The organism is Staphylococcus sp. MZ3 (assembly GCF_018622755.1).
Classification (GTDB): Bacteria; Bacillota; Bacilli; order Staphylococcales; family Staphylococcaceae; genus Staphylococcus; species Staphylococcus aureus.
The window spans coordinates 192064-211356 of sequence record NZ_CP076026.1; the positions used below are offsets into that span (position 1 = coordinate 192064).

Annotated in this window: 14 protein-coding genes; 11 read left to right on the top strand and 3 right to left on the bottom strand. The window is 33.6% G+C overall.

Features of this window, described 5'->3' with window-relative positions:
• Positions 1 to 37: 37 nt before the first annotated feature.
• Complete coding sequence (locus tag KI230_RS00835) at positions 38 to 1678, bottom strand: alpha-keto acid decarboxylase family protein (RefSeq protein ID WP_000813531.1); 1641 nt, start codon at positions 1676 to 1678, stop codon at positions 38 to 40.
• Between the two features lie 192 nt (positions 1679 to 1870).
• Between KI230_RS00835 and KI230_RS00840 the strand changes: the two genes are divergently transcribed.
• A complete protein-coding gene (locus KI230_RS00840; protein WP_000979526.1) occupies positions 1871 to 1972 on the top strand; it encodes a hypothetical protein in 102 nt (33 codons plus the stop codon).
• Here KI230_RS00840 and ptsG read toward each other — a convergent pair.
• Positions 1951 to 3996 carry a glucose-specific PTS transporter subunit IIBC gene (gene ptsG / locus KI230_RS00845; RefSeq protein WP_214958299.1) on the bottom strand — a complete coding sequence of 682 codons (2046 nt, stop codon included), beginning with the start codon at positions 3994 to 3996 and terminating at the stop codon, positions 1951 to 1953. The genes KI230_RS00840 and ptsG overlap by 22 nt on opposite strands.
• Before the next feature lie 589 nt (positions 3997 to 4585).
• Between ptsG and mupG the strand changes: the two genes are divergently transcribed.
• From mupG to KI230_RS00890, 9 genes are all read left to right on the top strand, one after another.
• The gene (gene mupG, locus KI230_RS00850; RefSeq protein WP_000145564.1) at positions 4586 to 5641 is read left to right on the top strand and encodes a 6-phospho-N-acetylmuramidase; all 1056 of its coding nucleotides are present in this window, start codon (positions 4586 to 4588) and stop codon (positions 5639 to 5641) included.
• The gene (gene murQ, locus KI230_RS00855) at positions 5641 to 6537 is read left to right on the top strand and encodes an N-acetylmuramic acid 6-phosphate etherase (RefSeq protein ID WP_000432020.1); all 897 of its coding nucleotides are present in this window, start codon (positions 5641 to 5643) and stop codon (positions 6535 to 6537) included. The genes mupG and murQ overlap by 1 nt, the downstream gene beginning before the upstream one ends.
• Before the next feature lie 11 nt (positions 6538 to 6548).
• On the top strand, positions 6549 to 8003 hold the full coding sequence (locus tag KI230_RS00860) for a PTS transporter subunit EIIC (RefSeq protein WP_031590257.1): 1455 nt from the start codon (positions 6549 to 6551) through the stop codon (positions 8001 to 8003).
• 2 nt (positions 8004 to 8005) lie between these two features.
• A complete protein-coding gene (gene rpiRb, locus KI230_RS00865) occupies positions 8006 to 8881 on the top strand; it encodes a pentose phosphate pathway transcriptional regulator RpiRB (protein ID WP_000181832.1) in 876 nt (291 codons plus the stop codon).
• Positions 8882 to 9104: 223 nt separating this feature from the next.
• Positions 9105 to 9959: a hypothetical protein gene (locus KI230_RS00870; protein ID WP_000422380.1), complete on the top strand. Its 855-nt coding sequence runs from the start codon at positions 9105 to 9107 to the stop codon at positions 9957 to 9959.
• A 178-nt stretch (positions 9960 to 10137) separates the two neighbouring features.
• Positions 10138 to 12927: a type I restriction endonuclease subunit R gene (locus KI230_RS00875; RefSeq protein ID WP_214958300.1), complete on the top strand. Its 2790-nt coding sequence runs from the start codon at positions 10138 to 10140 to the stop codon at positions 12925 to 12927.
• Positions 12928 to 13131: 204 nt separating this feature from the next.
• A complete protein-coding gene (locus tag KI230_RS00880; protein ID WP_000370334.1) occupies positions 13132 to 13974 on the top strand; it encodes a sce7726 family protein in 843 nt (280 codons plus the stop codon).
• Position 13975: 1 nt separating this feature from the next.
• A complete protein-coding gene (locus tag KI230_RS00885) occupies positions 13976 to 14899 on the top strand; it encodes a sce7725 family protein (protein WP_000291765.1) in 924 nt (307 codons plus the stop codon).
• A complete protein-coding gene (locus tag KI230_RS00890; RefSeq protein WP_000686460.1) occupies positions 14886 to 15998 on the top strand; it encodes an RES family NAD+ phosphorylase in 1113 nt (370 codons plus the stop codon). Before KI230_RS00885 ends, KI230_RS00890 begins: the two co-directional genes overlap by 14 nt.
• Positions 15999 to 16262: 264 nt before the next feature.
• Here KI230_RS00890 and KI230_RS00895 read toward each other — a convergent pair whose 3' ends face one another.
• Positions 16263 to 17855 (bottom strand): ABC transporter ATP-binding protein, encoded by a 1593-nt coding sequence (locus KI230_RS00895; protein WP_045178315.1) that lies wholly within the window; start codon positions 17853 to 17855, stop codon positions 16263 to 16265.
• Here KI230_RS00895 and KI230_RS00900 point away from each other — a divergent pair.
• Positions 17812 to 19290, top strand: a complete 1479-nt coding sequence (locus KI230_RS00900) for an ABC transporter permease (protein WP_072384831.1) — start codon at positions 17812 to 17814, stop codon at positions 19288 to 19290. The two genes, KI230_RS00895 and KI230_RS00900, sit on opposite strands and share 44 nt — an antisense overlap.
• The last annotated feature ends 3 nt before the right edge of the window (positions 19291 to 19293 follow it).

Genomic DNA, 19293 nt, shown 5'->3' on the forward strand with positions numbered 1-19293 from the left:
AGTATTCGCTTAAACTTATACCCTGTTTACGATGAAATTATTTATTTTGTTGTGAAAAAGCTTTAGCGATATCGATGAGTTTCTTCGGTGCGTCTTCGACAGACATTTTGACTTCGACAAAATGCATCACATCGGGATGACCATTAATTGCATTAAACGTGTCTTGTAAATCTTTTGATGATTCAACGTCATGAATTTCAACATTTTTACCACCAAATACAGCTGGTAAAGCTTTATAATCCCACATGTGAATTTCATTATAAGGTTCATACATGCCGTGAATAAGTCGTTCTACCGTATAGCCGTCATTATTAATCACAAATAATACCGGTTTAATATGCTGTCTAATCATAGTTGAAATAGCTTGAACAGTTAGTTGCAATGAGCCATCACCAATTAATAATAAGTTACGACGATCTTTGTCTGCTAATTGTGAACCTAATGTTGCAGGTAATGTATAGCCGATAGAACCCCATAACGGTTGCCCTATAAAAGTATTGTTTTTGTATAATGCTAAATCATAAGCACCAAAGAATGATGTACCTTGATCAGCAATAATGACATCATTTGGTTTTAAGAAATTTTGCATCATTTTAAAATAAGTTTGTTGTGTTAATGGTTCTGTGCCAACTGTATAATCGGGTGATGTTGGACGATGATACGCAGGGAACGTTGCGTTATTCGTATGTGAAATATTGGATAACTGTTTTAACAATGATGGTAGAGATATTTCATCATTTGTAACATCGTCAATTTTGATATTGTGATGATTTAACATAACGACATCATCGATATTGAATTGGTATGAAAAACCTGCTGTTGCTGAATCTGTTAATTTGGCTCCAATATTTAAAATTAAATCGCTGTTGTCCACATAATCTCGTATTTTATCTTCGGCAATTTTCCCATCGTAAATACCCATATAATATGGATTTTCCTCATTAAAAGCACCTTTTCCTAATGAAAGTTGTGCTACTGGTATCTGTGTTTGATTTACAAAATCTTCTAATTCTTGATGAAGGTGAAAACTGTTAATTTCATGTCCAGTAATGATGATAGGCTGCTTCGATTGATGCAATTTAGATGTTAATAACTCTATATATGTTGATGCATCCGTATCTTTGGCTGCCGTTACTTCAAATGGTGTCGGTATCTCAATTTCAGAGATTGCGACATCGATTGGTAAATGTAAATGAACTGGGCGTCTTTCGGCGATTGCTGTATTAATTAAACGTGGTATTTCGGTTGTTGCATTTTCAGGTGTGATATAACCTTGTGCAACGGTTATATGTGCAAACATTTTTCGGTAGTCGTCAAATGTACCTTCACCAAGTGAGTGATGTACATATTTACCGGCATGTTCAACAGCACGTGTCGGCGCACCTGTAATCGCAATGACAGGTATGCGTTCAGCATATGAACCTGCGATACCGTTGACGGCACTTAATTCGCCAACACCAAATGTAGTAACTAATGCAGCGAGTCCATTAAGACGGGCATAACCGTCCGCTGCGTAACTTGCGTTTAATTCATTTGTATTTCCTACCCAATCTACATTGGGATTGCTGATAATATCGTCTAGAAAAGCGAGATTAAAATCACCAGGAACACCAAAAATTTTATCGACGCCTGCTCGATGAATAGCGTCAATTAAGTAAGCTCCAATGCGTTGTTTCATAAAAAAACCACCTTTTCTCTATATTTACACTTAAAATGATAGCCTCGAATATAGTGTAAGGTCAAGGAAGTTGACTTTGTTGTGAAAACGCTAACAATAGTGAACAATTAATATTTTTTAGGAAATGAGTATGAAGGGGGGCTTTAATTGATGATCTTAAAATTCAAAATTTAAGGGGAGAGCGAACTATCAATGATGCTGCAAAATACAATAGCAAAGAAAAAACAGGCGCGTCACCTTATGAAGGTATACGCACCTGTTTATAGTAAGCATTATTTAGCTTCAAATAATTGATCGCCAAATGAAATGTTGCCATGTTCACCTTGTTTAAAATCAAGGTTTGTAATGTTTCCTTGTGTCACGATAATAGGCGTAATATCACTCTTTGCATGATTGCGGATGTAGTCTAAATCAAAGTTGATTAATAAATCACCTTGTTTAACTTCTTGACCTTCCTCAACATGTAAAGTAAAGCCTTCTCCGTTTAATTTAACAGTGTCTAAACCGATGTGGATTAATAGTTCTAAACCACTATCTGATACAAGACCAATTGCATGTTTTGTTGGGAAAATCATTTGTACTTTACCGTTGAATGGTGCACGAACTTCACCTTGTGAAGGTTTAATAGCGATACCGTCACCCATCATTTTTTCGCTGAACACTTGATCAGGCACTTTTGATAATGGTGTTACTTCACCAGTTAATGGTGCATGCACGATATGGCTCAATTCGCTAGTTGCAGATTTATCTTCTGCAACAACAACAGTTTCGTCTTTATCGTCTTCCATAGTAGTAGGGTTTTCTACTACTTGACCATTCATAATCTGTTGCATTTCATGTTTGATTTGGTCAGATTTTGGACCAAAAATCGCTTGCATATTATTGCCGACTTCTAATACACCGGATGCACCTAAATCTTTCAAACCAGGAACATCAACTTTAGATTTGTCGTTAACTTCAACACGTAGACGTGTGATACAAGCGTCTAAATGTTTAATGTTTGCTTTACCACCCATAGCTTCTAATACTGCATATGGTAATTCAGTTGCTGAAGCAGTAGCCGCTTGTGATTGTTTATCTTCACGACCTGGTGTTTTGTATTTTAATTTTACAATTAAGAATCGGAATACGAAGTAGTAAATAACTGCGTATACAAGACCTACAGGAATAACTAACCACCATTGTGTCTTATTAGGTAGTATACCGAGTAAGAAGTAGTCGATGAAACCACCTGAGAATGTATAACCTAGATGAAGATCTAATAAGTACAATGTTAAGAATGATAAACCATCAAGTACTGCGTGAATAAAGAATAATAATGGTGCTACAAATAAGAATGAGAATTCTAATGGTTCTGTAATACCAGTTAAGAATGATGTTAAAGCAGCAGAACCCATTAAACCTGCTACTACTTTCTTATTTTCAGGTTTAGCTGTGTGATAAATTGCTAAAGCTGCTGCAGGTAAACCGAACATCATAACAGGGAATTCACCTTGCATGAATTTACCAGCTGTCAAATGTGCGCCTTCACGAATTTGTTCGATAAAGATACGTTGGTCACCGTGAATAATTTCACCAGCTGCATTTTTCCATGAACCAAACTCGAACCAGAACGGTGCGTGGAAAATGTGATGTAGACCGAATGGAATTAATAAACGCTTGATGAAACCAAATAAGAATACGGCAACACCAGTATTTGAATCTAATAATCCTGTACTGAATGCATTTAATCCTGATTGAATCGTTGGCCAAATTAATGCCATTGGGAATGCTAAAATAAATGATGTTGTAGCCATCATAATAGGTACGAAACGCTTACCAGCGAAGAAACCTAAATAAGATGGTAAGTTAATGTTATAGAACTTGTTATAACACCAAGCTGCCAGGGCCCCGATTATAATACCGCCGAACACACCTGTTTGTAATGTTGGGATACCTAAAATGCTAGCGTAACCACTCGCTGGATCACCAATATTCTTAGGTGTAACTTGTAAAAAGTCGCCCATTGTTTTGTTCATGATTATGTAACCGACGAATGCTGCGATAGCTGCTACGCCATCACCGCCAGCTAATCCGATTGCGACACCTAATGCGAAAATCATAGGCAAGTTATCAAAAATGATACCACCAGCACCTGTCATTAATTTAGCGACAGTTTGTACGCCACCATTTTGTATAAACGGCAAGTAGTGTTGTAATGATTCACCTTGCATAGCTGTACCGATAGCTAATAACAGACCAGCTGCTGGTAAAATCGCAACAGGTAACATTAGCGCTTTACCAATACGTTGCAATTGACCGAAAAGTTTCTTCCTCACTTGTCCAACCTCCAAAGTTGTATTTATTATTTAAGATTCAATAAAAAAAGACACGAGCAAATAGACTGTGTTGGTAACCATCACAGCTTAATTTAACTCATGCCTAATCTTACTTAGTAACACGTTGGTGTATGTAATTAATGTAAAAGAAGCAATTGACTAAGTAGTATATAAAACTGATACGTTAGTTTATCTAGCTTACCATCACATCTTATTGAATCTTATTTGTTTGCGACTCCTATTTTAGCATGGTGAAGTATGCGTTTTCAATACAATTATTAAATTCAATTTCAAATCTCTCTCTTAATTGTTCACAGATTATTATTAAAACATAATATAAGATAATCCTGAATAAAATGTATAAAAGTTGTTGTAATAATTCAGCAGTAGCAGCTATTATCAGCACTTAAAAGAAAGGATAATCTTTGATGGTGTAATAATTAACTTGTGACAGAAATATGTAAGATTATTACAATGAACAGGCTTTAACTGATTAATATTGTAATGTGTTTTCTCTTATAGTAAAATGTAAGCGATTACACAACTCAACTATATTTTCCTAATAATTATATTGTTAAGGAGGGCTACTTTGACAGGCTTTTCAGTGTATTTAGGACAACCTTTAGATGAAGCGTATATTAAGCGAATGATTAAACAAGGTTACCAAATGATTTTTACATCTGTACAAATACCAGAAGAAGATGACGAGACAAAATATCATTATTTCACAAAACTACTCAATTTATTAAAACATGAACAAGTGACTTACCTCATAGATGCTAATCCATCTATTTTAACACCATCTTTTTATGAGCATCTTCGACAATATGATGCACAATTTATGATTCGTATCGATCATAGTACATCAATTGAGGCAATCGAAGCGATAATGGCACAGGGTTTAAAGTGCTGTTTGAATGCAAGTATTATTTCCCGGGAATTGTTAACAAGCTTACATCAACAATTGAATGATTTTACATTACTTTCATTTTGTCATAACTATTATCCAAGACCAGATACGGGATTATCTGTTGACTTGGTCAATAAGAAAAATGAACTCATTTATCAATTTAATCCAAAGGCACAAATATATGGTTTTATTGTAGGGAGTGGTTTGCGAGGTCCTTTGCATAAAGGCTTGCCAACAATTGAAGCAACGAGACATAGTCATCCTGTAGTTGCAGCTAAATTATTACAAGAAACTGGTGTATCTGAAGTGTTAGTTGGAGACCCATTGATTGAAATGAGGCAGGCAAAACAACTTATAGATTTTTGCAAGCATAGGCATTTCACGTTATGTATTGAAGAAGTGTTTGATACGACAGTGACTTACCTTTTCGATATGTGTCATAAAGTACGCCCGGATAATCCGGAAAATGTCATTCGTTCGGAAACGTCAAGACAAATATGTCCACATTCGATTCAACCACAGTTTACGACGCAACGACGCATTGGTTCAGTAACCGTTGATAATTTGAATAACGGACGTTATCAAGGTGAAATGCAAATTGTGAGACAAACGCTTAGTGCACATGACAATGTGAATGTTGTTGCACAAATTATTAAAGAAGACTTACCACTGTTAAGTTGTATCGAGCCGAATGATACATTTGATTTTCAAAAAACTAGGGAGTGTAAGAAGTGATGGAAAATAGTACGACCGAAGCGCGTAATGAAGCGACGATGCATCTTGATGAAATGACTGTGGAAGAGGCTTTAATTACGATGAATAAAGAAGATCAGCAAGTCCCGTTAGCAGTTCGAAAGGCAATACCACAATTGACAAAAGTAATTAAAAAAACAATTGCACAGTATAAAAAGGGTGGACGATTGATTTATATCGGTGCAGGTACAAGTGGAAGATTGGGTGTCTTAGATGCAGCGGAGTGTGTACCTACATTCAATACTGACCCTCATGAAATTATAGGTATTATTGCTGGTGGACAACATGCTATGACGATGGCTGTAGAAGGTGCGGAAGATCACAAAAAATTAGCGGAAGAAGATTTGAAAAATATAGATTTAACATCAAAAGATGTCGTTATAGGAATTGCCGCGAGTGGCAAAACGCCATATGTTATAGGCGGTTTAACATTTGCTAACACAATCGGTGCTACAACAGTATCTATTTCATGCAATGAATATGCAGTTATAAGTGAAATTGCGCAGTATCCAGTAGAAGTTAAAGTTGGTCCAGAAGTATTAACTGGTTCAACGCGTTTAAAGTCTGGTACAGCACAAAAGTTAATTTTAAATATGATTTCAACCATCACAATGGTTGGTGTCGGAAAAGTTTACGATAACCTCATGATTGATGTTAAAGCAACCAATCAAAAACTGATCGACCGTTCAGTGCGTATTATTCAAGAAATATGTGCTATCACATATGATGAAGCAATGGCGTTATATCAGGTATCTGAGCATGATGTGAAAGTTGCGACAGTTATGGGTATGTGTGGCATTTCTAAGGAAGAAGCAACAAGACGGTTATTAAACAATGGTGACATTGTTAAACGAGCAATCAGAGATAGACAACCTTAGGAGGGATTTAAATGACCAAAGAACAACAACTTGCAGAACGAATTATTGCTGCAGTAGGTAGTATGGATAATATAGATAGTGTCATGAACTGTATGACACGTGTGCGTATTAAAGTATTAGATGAGAATAAAGTAGATGACCAAGAACTAAGGCATATTGATGGTGTCATGGGTGTTATACACGATGAACGCATTCAAGTTGTGGTTGGACCTGGTACAGTCAATAAAGTGGCTAATCATATGGCGGAATTAAGTGGTGTTAAACTAGGTGACCCAATACCACACCATCACAATGATAGTGAAAAAATGGACTATAAATCATATGCAGCTGATAAAGCAAAGGCGAATAAGGAAGCGCATAAAGCAAAACAAAAGAATGGTAAGTTGAATAAAGTATTGAAATCAATTGCCAATATCTTTATACCGTTGATTCCTGCATTTATTGGAGCTGGATTAATTGGTGGTATTGCAGCAGTACTGAGTAACTTAATGGTGGCAGGCTATATTTCAGGTGCTTGGATTACGCAACTTATAACAGTATTCAATGTCATTAAAGACGGTATGTTAGCATACTTAGCTATTTTCACTGGTATTAATGCGGCTAAAGAATTTGGTGCGACACCAGGACTTGGTGGCGTGATTGGTGGTACAACGTTATTAACGGGTATTGCTGGTAAAAATATTTTAATGAATGTCTTCACTGGAGAACCATTGCAACCTGGACAAGGTGGGATTATTGGCGTTATTTTTGCCGTTTGGATTTTAAGTATTGTCGAAAAGAGATTACATAAAATTGTGCCAAATGCGATTGATATTATTGTAACGCCGACTATTGCATTGTTGATTGTAGGACTATTAACTATCTTTATCTTTATGCCATTAGCAGGTTTTGTTTCAGACAGTTTAGTTTCAGTAGTTAACGGAATTATTAGTATTGGTGGCGTATTTAGTGGATTTATCATTGGTGCAAGCTTCCTACCGTTAGTTATGTTAGGGCTTCATCATATTTTTACGCCAATTCATATAGAAATGATTAACCAATCAGGTGCTACTTACTTATTGCCAATTGCAGCGATGGCTGGTGCTGGACAAGTAGGTGCCGCATTAGCACTTTGGGTAAGATGTAAACGCAACACAACATTACGTAATACTTTAAAAGGTGCATTGCCAGTTGGTTTCCTAGGTATCGGAGAACCATTAATCTATGGTGTGACTTTGCCATTAGGTCGACCTTTCTTAACTGCTTGTATTGGTGGTGGTATTGGTGGCGCTGTAATAGGTGGAATTGGACATATTGGTGCCAAAGCAATAGGCCCAAGTGGTGTGTCACTATTACCATTAATCTCAGATAATATGTATTTAGGTTATATTGCAGGATTACTTGCTGCGTATGCTGGTGGATTCGTTTGTACATATTTATTTGGAACGACAAAGGCGATGCGACAGACAGATTTGTTGGGTGATTAATGATGACAAATATTTTATATCGCATTGATAAGCAGTTGAGTGATTTTACGAAGACAGAAAAGATAATCGCTGATTACATTTTAAAGAATCCACATAAAATCATTGATATGACTGTGAATGATTTGGCAGATGTTACGAATGTTAGTACAGCATCAATTGTTAGATTTAGTCGGAAAATGACACATCAAGGTTTTCAAGAGCTAAAGATTGCGATATCTCGATACTTACCCGAAGATATTGCAACCAATCCACATTTAGAATTGATTGAAAATGAATCTGTAGAAACTTTGAAAAATAAAATGATTGCTAGAGCAACGAATACGATGCGATTTGTAGCTACTAATATTATGGATGCGCAAATTGATGCAATTTGTGATGTGTTGAAAAATGCCAGGACAATATTTTTATTTGGATTTGGCGCATCGAGTTTGACTATTGGTGATCTTTTTCAAAAGTTATCTCGTATTGGCTTAAATGTCAGGTTATTACATGAAACGCATTTACTTGTGTCAACATTTGCGACGCATGATGATAGAGATTGCATGATTTTTGTGACGAATCAAGGTAGTCATAGTGAATTGCAGTCAATTGCACAGGTGGCCACACATTACAGTATTCCCATCATAACTATATCTAGTACAGCTAATAATCCAGTGGCTCAAATTGCAGACTATGCATTGATTTATGGCAGAACTGATGAAAATGAAATGCGTATGGCGGCTACAACGTCACTATTTGCACAGTTATTCACGGTAGATATATTGTACTATCGATTTGTAGCATTAAATTATCATGCGATTCTAGATTGTATAACCCAATCGAAAATGGCACTTGATAATTACAGGAAGCATCTTGCGACGATAGATTTTAAACATTAGATATTGTGTGCGTTCTAACATAAAGTTAGTTGCAACGTAAACAATTGAAGTTTTTGATGTGATTCAGTTGCTTGATGAAAAATTGTTGCTACAAGTTTGTAAAACTGGCATAGAGGCTATTTTGAAAATGATAAAGGCGTGACAAATTAAAGCAAAGTTCAGATTTGAGCTTTGCTTTTTTCATAGATGGAAATTAAATGCTGTTATTAATGGGGGAATTAATTTGGAACTTAACGAGATGATTAATTTTGTAAAAGAAAACAATAAGATAATTGTTACTTTATCGCTAACAATTTTCACGTCTGTAATATTTCCTGAGTTAAAAAGTTGGTATTCAAAAATCATTAATACTGAAAACAAATATAGAATATTCGATAGGGCAATTATTATGATTGGCACAGTGTTACCAATGTATTTTCTTTTAGGATTCTTGAATTATAAAATATATATTAAACTGCTAGAGAGACCTCATAGTGAATTTATTAATACAATATGGTTTTTATTAATAGTCATAAGTTATGGATTAATCTTATTTATAGCTATTTCAACTTACCGAAATTATTTAGCGATTGTTAATAGATTTCAATTATATAAAATGTGTGGAAATTGTGATTACATACATCCCTATAGGTTTGTTGTAAATAAAGAAAGTACATTAATTAAAGATTGTTTTAAAGTTGGCAATAATGACCTTTACGAACCTGGATCAAACTACAAAATAATTGACCTAAATCAAACCATATATGGACACTATGAAAAAGTTGAAAGTTTTTATCAAAATAAAAACGACAAAATATTCCATATCATTACGCTAAATAGAAAAAACTTAATAAGAAGTTGGCTTTTTATAAATAATTGGTCTATTATTTTATGTCGTTTTACAATGCCGATAGTGTTCATTTTATTTATTTTTTCTTTATCCTATTTTGATAATGACATGTATAATGCTTTTATTCCAATTGTTATGTACATTTTCACTTTTGTTTTTCAATCAATCATATTCAATAAAATATATACAGAGAACAAACAATTGAGGACACAATATATTCAAAAGTTGAACTCTGGCATAGAAGTATAAAAATATAAAGGATAGTGTGTGTTGGTGTTTTTAGTATACGACTTACCTCAAAGACAAATATTAAAAGATAAGACAATAAAATTAGAATAAATTTACGTTTGAAGATAAAAAACAAACATTTTTCATTAAAGTTTATGATATATTTAGAGCAATAGAAAGTGTATGGAAGGGGATATGAATGGTATACCAAAGTGAATACGCATTAGAAAATGAAATGATGAATCAACTTGAACAATTGGGTTACGAAAGAGTAACGATACGTGATAATAAGCAATTGCTTGATAATTTTAGAACGATTTTAAATGAGCGTCATGCGGACAAATTAGAAGGCAATCCCTTAACAGATAAAGAATTTCAACGTCTGTTAACGATGATTGATGGGAAAAGTATTTTCGAGAGTGCCCGTATTTTACGTGATAAATTACCACTTAGACGTGATGATGAGTCTGAGATTTATTTGTCGTTTTTAGATACGAAAAGTTGGTGTAAAAATAAGTTTCAAGTGACGAATCAAGTATCTGTCGAGGATACATATAAAGCACGTTATGATGTAACGATATTAATCAACGGACTACCCCTTGTCCAAGTTGAATTGAAACGTCGAGGTATTGATATTAATGAGGCGTTTAACCAAGTAAAACGTTACCGCAAACAAAATTACACAGGCTTATTCCGCTACATACAAATGTTTATCATTAGTAATGGTGTTGAAACGCGATACTTTTCTAATAATGATAGCGAACTATTGAAGAGTCACATGTTTTATTGGAGTGATAAACAGAATAACCGAATCAATACATTACAATCATTTGCTGAGTCGTTTATGAGACCCTGTCAATTAGCTAAGATGATATCGCGCTATATGATTATTAATGAAACAGATAGAATACTGATGGCAATGCGTCCGTATCAAGTGTATGCGGTAGAAGCACTTATTCAACAAGCGACTGAGACAGGGAATAATGGATATGTATGGCATACAACTGGAAGTGGTAAGACGTTGACTTCTTTTAAAGCGAGTCAGATTTTATCACAGCAAGATGACATTAAGAAAGTTATCTTTTTGGTTGACCGTAAAGACTTGGATAGTCAAACAGAAGAGGAATTTAATAAATTTGCTAAGGGTGCTGTAGACAAAACTTTTAATACCTCGCAACTGGTACGCCAACTAAATGATAAAAGTTTGCCACTTATTGTAACGACGATTCAAAAAATGGCTAAAGCGATTCAAGGGAATGCCCATTTATTAGAACAGTATAAAACGAATAAAGTTGTATTTATTATTGATGAGTGTCATCGCAGTCAATTTGGTGACATGCATCGTCTAGTTAAACAACATTTCAAAAATGCCCAATACTTTGGATTCACTGGTACGCCACGTTTTCCAGAAAATAGTAGTCAAGATGGTAGAACAACTGCAGATATTTTCGGTAGATGCTTACATACGTATTTAATTAGAGATGCCATTCATGATGGTAATGTACTTGGTTTCTCAGTTGACTATATTAATACTTTTAAAAATAAAGCTTTAAAAGCAGAAGATAACAGCATGGTTGAAGCAATTGATACGGAAGAAGTATGGTTAGCGGATAAACGTGTGGAATTAGTAACACGACATATCATCAATAATCATGATAAATATACACGTAATCGTCAATATTCAAGTATATTTACAGTCCAAAGTATTCACGCGCTTATTAAATATTATGAGACATTTAAGCGACTTAACAAAAAGTTGGAACAACCATTAACGGTAGCTGGTATATTTACGTTTAAACCTAATGAAGATGATCGTGATGGTGAAGTGCCATATCATTCACGTGAAAAATTAGAGATAATGATTAGCGATTATAATAAAAAGTTCGAGACGAATTTTTCAACAGACACGACTAATGAGTATTTTAATCATATTTCAAAAAACGTTAAAAAGGGCGTTAAAGATAGTAAAATTGATATCTTAATCGTTGTTAATATGTTCTTAACTGGTTTTGATAGTAAAGTACTGAACACTTTATATGTTGATAAGAGTTTAATGTATCATGATTTAATTCAAGCGTATTCACGTACAAATAGGGTTGAAAAAGAATCAAAGCCATTTGGTAAAATTGTAAACTATCGTGACTTGAAAAAAGAGACAGACGATGCACTGAGAGTATTCTCACAAACAAATGATACGGATACAATTTTAATGCGTAGTTATGAAGAGTATAAAAAAGAATTTATGGACGCTTATCGTGAGCTTAAAATGATTGTGCCGACACCACACATGGTTGATGACATTCAAGATGAAGAAGAGCTAAAGCGCTTTGTTGAAGCTTATCGTTTATTAGCTAAAATAATATTACGTTTAAAAGCATTTGACGAGTTTGAGTTTACAATTGATGAAATTGGAATGGATGAACAAGAGAATGAAGACTATAAAAGTAAATATTTAGCTGTGTACGATCAAGTAAAAAGAGCGACGGCTGAGAAAAATAAAGTATCCATTTTAAATGATATTGATTTCGAAATAGAAATGATGCGTAATGATACGATTAATGTGAATTATATTATGAACATATTGAGACAAATTGATCTTGAAGACAAGGCGGAACAACGTCGTAACCAAGAACAAATTAGACGTATTTTAGATCATGCAGATGATCCGACATTGAGGTTAAAACGAGATCTAATTAGAGAATTCATAGACAATGTTGTACCCTCTTTAAATAAGGATGATGATATCGATCAAGAATATGTCAATTTCGAAAGTATTAAAAAAGAAGCGGAGTTCAAAGGATTTGCTGGAGAGAGATCTATCGATGAACAAGCCCTAAAAACAATTTCAAATGACTACCAGTATAGTGGTGTTGTAAACCCACATCACCTTAAAAAAATGATTGGTGATTTGCCATTGAAAGAAAAACGTAAAGCAAGAAAAGCCATTGAATCTTTCGTGGCAGAAACAACTGAAAAATACGGTGTGTAATGATTCAGCCCCCTCGCTAGATTAGTGTAGGGGGCATTATTATTTTCTATCTTTTGTAAGTTATCATGTATTTGGCAATCATCACTTGGTTTCAATACAATTTTATCATCGTATGCGTATAGAAATAATGTCTATAGGCATTTAAAATAGTTTATAATATTAACAGGATAAGTATTAAATGTATGTTGAAGGAGGTGCGTAGCTATGGATAATAGAAATATGATTAATCGTGTTTTTAGTCAAAAGATATTACATCAAATTGCAATCAAAAATAAAAGTGATGTTGTTGATGAGGCATATGATTTTTATATACAGGGACCTAAAAATATCAATGTAATACAGAAGATGAAATCTTTATATAATTATCTTAAAAAGTCTTATCGTAACGAATATTTTTACAAAAACACAATACTTAATAAACTCCTTCTAGGACGACATTCTATTAATACAACTACTGCACTTTCTGAGATGCCCATAGGGAAAAGTATTGCTGATTTTATATTGTTAAACGGCAAAGGCGTTGTCTATGAGATTAAAACAGAATTAGATAAGCTGGATAGATTAGATAATCAAATTAATGATTATTATGAAGTGTTTAATTATGTAGTAGTTATTACAAATGACAAACATCTGAATAAAGTTATGGCTAGATACAAAGATACAACAGTTGGAATTTTAGTGTTAACAACTAGAAATACACTGAGTGAAGTTCAAAAACCTAAAGAAAACAATAGTCTCTTAAACACAAAAGCGATGTATAACTTTTTACGAAAAGAAGAAAGAAAAAGAGTTATTGCACAAAATCATATGGATGTGCCAACTTATAATGATTTCACAGAGTATGATGTGTTATTTGACGTGTTTAAAGAAATACCAATGACGAAACTGCATAACAATATGATTTCTGAGTTGAAAAAAAGAGGCAACATGAAAGAATACAAAGATGAATTTTTAGCAGCGCCGGCTGAAATTAAGTTCTTGTTATATTTCGCAAAAATGACAAAGAAAGATAAAAATAAACTATATCATTTTCTTAAGGAGGATTAATATGTATTATCCTTATTTGCGTGGGAAACAAAATGAACTATTTGCAATTAGAGAATTGTTAGAGAAAGGTTTGATTGGTGATTGTATTCAACCTATAATTGAACCGATTAAGTATACAACCACGTTTAAAAATGTTTTGAAATATTGTGGTGAAAAAGAATTTCGTATAAATTTAGTAGTAAATTCGAAGTTAACTGAAGAAGAGATTAGTAACGAAACTGTTGAAGACTTAAGCGAAATAATAACAAAAAACAAAAGTGTTATTCAAAAAGCTTACTTGGGTCCTTCTGATGAAGGCGATGATAGGTTGAAACAGCAATTTTCAAGTAATAGTTTAGCTATTTTAACAAGTGTAGATGACTGGGAAATGTTTGGAGATAAAAATAAACTTGAAATGGTTTTTGTACCAGATGATAGACACATTAAACGTAAATTGCGTAATATTCCAAACAAAGGCATCATTATGGATCCTTTTAATAAACTAAGTCGTAATGTTGATTATTTAGATAATGATGACGAGTTTTATAGCGACGATCACCTTTATTATAAGGAAGATGGATACGTAGCATTTTCAGACTATTCTGTTATAGGTGGAGAATATGTAGACGGTGGCTTTTCGCCATTAGCTATTGCGATACATATTGTCTATTTTGATGAGGCTAATGAGTTAAGAGTTAAACATTTTGTCTCTGATTCTAATAACGATAGATTAAATCCAGCTAAAAAGTTTTTTGAGGCTGTAGATAAATTAGTAACTTGGTCTAAAAACTTAGATAATAAAAATAGATCTTATGCAATCGGACAATTTGAAGAATTAAATGAAAATAATAAGTATCCAGGATTAGGTTTAATTAAAAGGTTATCTATCATGCATCATCTAGAAATTATGAATAGATACTTGGAGTCTCAAAATGAAAATATGTGAAAAATGTTTTAATAATACTGAAATCGTAGAAATCATTGTAAATGATAATAGCAAATTTGACAATTGTGATATTGATAACGATCATCTTGGTGTTAAAATATTTGATACGACTCGACACATAGATAAATTAGAGCAGATTAGAGATTATTTAAGACCAGCGTTAGAATTATATGATATTAGTATAAATTTACCAGATACTTTTAGCCAAAAAGAAGGTAAAAAAATTGAAACAGCATTAAAAGATGATTGGAGTATATTTAATGTTGAAGAAGCTCAAATAAGTTGTATTTTAAATGAACTTTTTAAAGATGATGAAAATATAGATAGACGGGTGTTGGAAGGTTTAGTAAGCGCTAAAATCATTAAAGATAAAAAATATACAAATGAAAATCTAATTGTAGCAAATAATGACTGGGATGGATTTTGTGAGAGCTTGAAGTATAAAAATAGATTTCATAATAATATGATCAATTTAGAGAATTTAGCGTTCTTTCTCGATATCACTACTAATTACTATAGTATTGAGGAATTTAGAGAAAGATTTGAACCATTATATAGATCTAGAATAGTTAAGTTCATTACAGAGAAAAGTGAACTAATGTCACCACCAAAGGGATTTGCAACGGCAGGAAGATTGAATTCTAAATGGATAAGCGTATTATACCTTAGTACAAAAGAACAGGTCAGTATAGAAGAAGTTAAACCTAAGCATAATGACATTATTTATATAGGTAAGGTTAAGTTACAAAAAAACGTTACAAAAGAGAAATTGAAAATTGCGAATTTAACTAATTTAACTAGTAATGCAATCAAAGCTGGCGATGATGGATTTAGAAAGTATTTTGTAAATCACCAAACATTAAAAAAGATTCATAAAGGAATAACAAATCCAAGCGATGAACAAGGAATAGATTATTTGCCATTTCAATATTTAGCTGATTATATTCGAAGCCTTAAATATGACGGGATAATGTATGAGAGCATATTGCAAGATGGTACTTTTAACTTTGTGTTTTTTGATCAAAATTTATTTGAATGTGTTAATTATGAAAGAAAAAGAGTAAGTGATGTTAAATATACATTGACTAAGCTAAGTTGACACACTCGAAAATCTGAATATTCTAATAAAATATAAATAATCCCCCGCACTTCACATAGTGGCGGGGGATTTATTCTGGCGTCAAAATGCCCAGAGTATGGGTGTGACCCTTAAATCATGGCAAGGCACTTAAAACTTGATATGGTGCCGAGCCCTAACTTAGCACAATATAGTTAGTATGACAAAGTCATCTAACATAACACATCAGAAGTCGCGCAATTTATTTCAGACCATACAGTGATAAAGTTGCACAACGCATGACTTTTATTTAGCAATAACTGCTACTTCTGAAATAAGTTGCTTTGCATAGTCTGACTGCGGATGTTTGATAATATCTTCTGTGTTATTCAGTTCAACGATTTCGCCATTTTTCATAACTGCAACGCGATCACATATTTCATTGATAACACCCATGTCATGTGTGATGAATAAATAAGTGATGCCGAAGTCTAACTGTAATTGTTTTAATAACTCGATGATATCTTTTTGAATTGAAACGTCTAAAGCGGACACTGCCTCGTCGCAAACAATCACTTTAGGTTCTACAGCAAGTGCTCTCGCGATACTTACACGCTGACGTTGCCCACCAGATAATTCGTGTGGATAGCGATATAAGAAACTTTGATCTAGGCCAACCTTTTCTAACAACGATACGACAGTTTTAATAATGTCATCATTATCTTTGACTTTCCCATGAATGATTAGTGGTCGTTTAATCACATCAATGACTTTAAATCTTGGATTAATAGATGCGAATGGATCTTGAAAAATCATTTGTATCTCTTGTCGTAAAGATTTCAATTCATCATCTTTAAATAAACTTAATGGTAATTCGTTATACCAAATAAAGCCTTCTGACACTTCCTTTAGACCGACGACCGTCTTAGCTAATGTCGATTTCCCTGACCCTGACTCACCAACAATGCCTAATGTTTCGCCTTTTCTAATAGCCAAGTTAATATCATTAACTGCTCGGTATAGGCTGCCACTTGGTGACTTGTAATCCACGCTCACGCGATCGAATTTTAATAAAATATCATTGTTTAACGATCTTGGCGGACGCGTTTGATGAATATCAGGAATCGCATCTATTAAGCGTTTTGTATAGGTATGTTGTGGCGATTTAAAAATACTTTCAACCGTGCCACTTTCAACGACACTTCCATCTTTCATTACAATCACATCGTCGCAAAATTGATACACAGCGCCTAAATCGTGAGTGATAAAAATAATAGATGTTTCTGTGTACTCATAAAGGGACTTCATTAACTGCAGTAATTGATTTTGTGTACTGGCATCTAATGCCGTTGTTGGTTCATCTGCGATTAAAATTTGTGGCTTTAAAATCAATGCCATTGCTATCATGACACGTTGACGCATACCACCAGAAAGTTCATGTGGATAAGCATCAAATTGTCGAGTTGCATGTTTTATACCTACTTTTTCTAAAATGTCTATTGTCATCGACTTTGCTTCAGATTTAGATACACGTTTATGTTGAAATAGTACTTCTGTAATTTGTTTGCCAATCGTTAATCTTGGATTCAACGAAGAGAGTGGATCTTGAAAAATCATTGAAATATCCTTACCTCGAATTTGTTGTAACGCTGAAGTTGATAAATTATTTAACGATTGCCCATTAAAAATAATTTCTCCTGTTAATGTGTGATCTGGATAATCTGGTAGTAGCCCTAAAATAGATTTAGCAGTAATACTTTTCCCTGATCCTGATTCACCAACAATACCTAGGATATGTTTTTTTCGTAATTCGAAAGAGACATTTTTTACCGCTTGAACTGTAGTTTCATCATAATTGAATTGTACATTCAGACTGTTGACTTCTAATAAATTTGACATGATGTTGTGCCTCCCTATTCACAAATGTGTAAATTTATTCTATACTTTTGTATATCATAGTAATCTACTCAAGATTATTTTACAAGGAGTGATTATCATAATTACTTATTTAGAATCTTTTAAGTCGTTGTATCACAAGGCATTTTACAAGTTTGTATTATCGGTATTAAGCTTGCCAATATTTTTATATGCAGTGATAAAGTTTTTCTTTTCTGCTAAGAGAAAAAATTTTTACGCTAATAATTCTGAAATTTCAGAAATTGAACAGGCGTTACATCAAAAATATAAATATTTATCGCAGCAAAAGTCATCCACACAAATACATAAAGAAGCATTAAAAATATTCAAGGCACAAAGTTCTAATACGAGTTCAAAGAATATTGAACAAGCACATTTTTCAACATACTTTGAAAATTTATTATTTCATAAGTTCATCATGATCAAAGTAATATTGGCCTTGCCGATGTTCATCTTATTGACTATTTATTTACAGCCATTAGTTAGATATATTTTTGAGAGAATTGTCATGGCTGTGATTGTCATCATTGGTGTTATTGTCAGTGTGTTTACCATTCTGTATTTTTCACCGCTTGATGCGGCTTATAGCATACTGGGACAAAATGCAACAAAGGCACAGATACATCAATTCAATGTATTACATCATCTTAACGAACCTTATTTTATTCAATTGTGGGATACCATCAAGGGTGTTTTTACCTTTGACTTAGGTACGACTTACAAAGGGAATGAGGTTGTGACTAAAGCAGTTGGCGAAAGAATTCCAATTACAATAATTGTCGCAGTATTAGCGCTAATTGTGGCATTAATTATTGCAATACCAATTGGTATTATCAGTGCGATGAAGCGAAATAGTTGGCTTGATATCACGTTAATGATAATTGCATTAATTGGTTTATCTATTCCAAGTTTCTGGCAAGGGCTATTATTCATTTTAGCGTTCTCATTGAAATTGGATATTTTGCCACCATCTTATATGCCAGAACATCCAATATCGTTGATTTTACCTGTACTTGTCATTGGAACAAGTATTGCTGCTTCTATCACGCGTATGACAAGGTCTTCTGTACTTGAAGTAATGCGCAGCGATTATGTTTTAACTGCTTATGCAAAAGGATTATCGACGACACAAGTTGTTATTAAACATATTTTGAAAAATGCCATTATTCCAATTGTAACGTTAGTTGGTCTTCTAGTGGCAGAGTTACTAGGCGGTTCAGCAGTGACGGAACAAGTATTTAACATTAATGGTATCGGGCGTTATATCGTCCAAAAACAACTAATACCTGATATCCCAGCAGTCATGGGTGGGGTCGTATATATATCAATTGTAATATCTTTAGCAAACTTAATTATTGATATATTTTATGCTTTAATCGATCCAAAATTACGTAGTGAAATTAACGAAAGGAAGTGAGGC

Bases quoted from the DNA above. Each gene is read 5' to 3' on its own strand.
- KI230_RS00835 (WP_000813531.1), bottom strand. From the start codon at position 1,678: ATGAAACAACGCATTGGAGCTTACTTAATTGACGCTATTCATCGAGCA.
- KI230_RS00840 (WP_000979526.1), top strand. From the start codon at position 1,871: ATGATGCTGCAAAATACAATAGCAAAGAAAAAACAGGCGCGTCACCTT.
- murQ (WP_000432020.1), top strand. From the start codon at position 5,641: ATGGAAAATAGTACGACCGAAGCGCGTAATGAAGCGACGATGCATCTT.
- KI230_RS00860 (WP_031590257.1), top strand. From the start codon at position 6,549: ATGACCAAAGAACAACAACTTGCAGAACGAATTATTGCTGCAGTAGGT.
- rpiRb (WP_000181832.1), top strand. From the start codon at position 8,006: ATGACAAATATTTTATATCGCATTGATAAGCAGTTGAGTGATTTTACG.
- KI230_RS00875 (WP_214958300.1), top strand. From the start codon at position 10,138: ATGGTATACCAAAGTGAATACGCATTAGAAAATGAAATGATGAATCAA.
- KI230_RS00880 (WP_000370334.1), top strand. From the start codon at position 13,132: ATGGATAATAGAAATATGATTAATCGTGTTTTTAGTCAAAAGATATTA.
- KI230_RS00885 (WP_000291765.1), top strand. From the start codon at position 13,976: ATGTATTATCCTTATTTGCGTGGGAAACAAAATGAACTATTTGCAATT.
- KI230_RS00890 (WP_000686460.1), top strand. From the start codon at position 14,886: ATGAAAATATGTGAAAAATGTTTTAATAATACTGAAATCGTAGAAATC.
- KI230_RS00895 (WP_045178315.1), bottom strand. From the start codon at position 17,855: ATGTCAAATTTATTAGAAGTCAACAGTCTGAATGTACAATTCAATTAT.